The organism is uncultured Tateyamaria sp., assembly GCF_947503415.1.
GTDB lineage: Bacteria > Pseudomonadota > Alphaproteobacteria > Rhodobacterales > Rhodobacteraceae > Tateyamaria.
On sequence record NZ_CANNDS010000016.1, the window covers coordinates 1 to 347 of the forward strand.

Here is a 347-nt window from a genome sequence, read left to right on the forward strand (position 1 = left end):
TTGTCGTTGAACAGGTCATTGCCGTCGCCCAGCACCACGTCATCGCGGCCATTGCCGCCAAAGACGGTGTCATCGCCAGCGCCCGCCCGGATCGTATCGGCCTGGTTGCCGCCAAAGATCAGATCAAAGCCCAGCCCGCCAAAGATCAGGTCGAACCCGTCGCCGCCCGCGAACTCGTCCGCGCCCGCGCCGCCGTTGATGGTGTCGTCGCCCAAGCCGCCATCGACCGTGTCCCGGCCCGCATCGCCGCCCTGATCGTTGTCGTTGAAGACGTCATTGCCCTGGTTCAGGGTCACATTGTCCCGCCCATTGCCGCCGTCAACCGTGTCGTTGCCGTCACCGCCACT

The 347-nt window shown here is 65.4% G+C and carries 1 protein-coding gene; it reads right to left on the reverse strand.

From position 1 onward, the window contains the following. Positions 1-347, reverse strand: a 347-nt coding sequence (locus tag Q1A32_RS23930) for a calcium-binding protein (RefSeq protein WP_299658427.1), incomplete at both ends; no start/stop codon positions are given.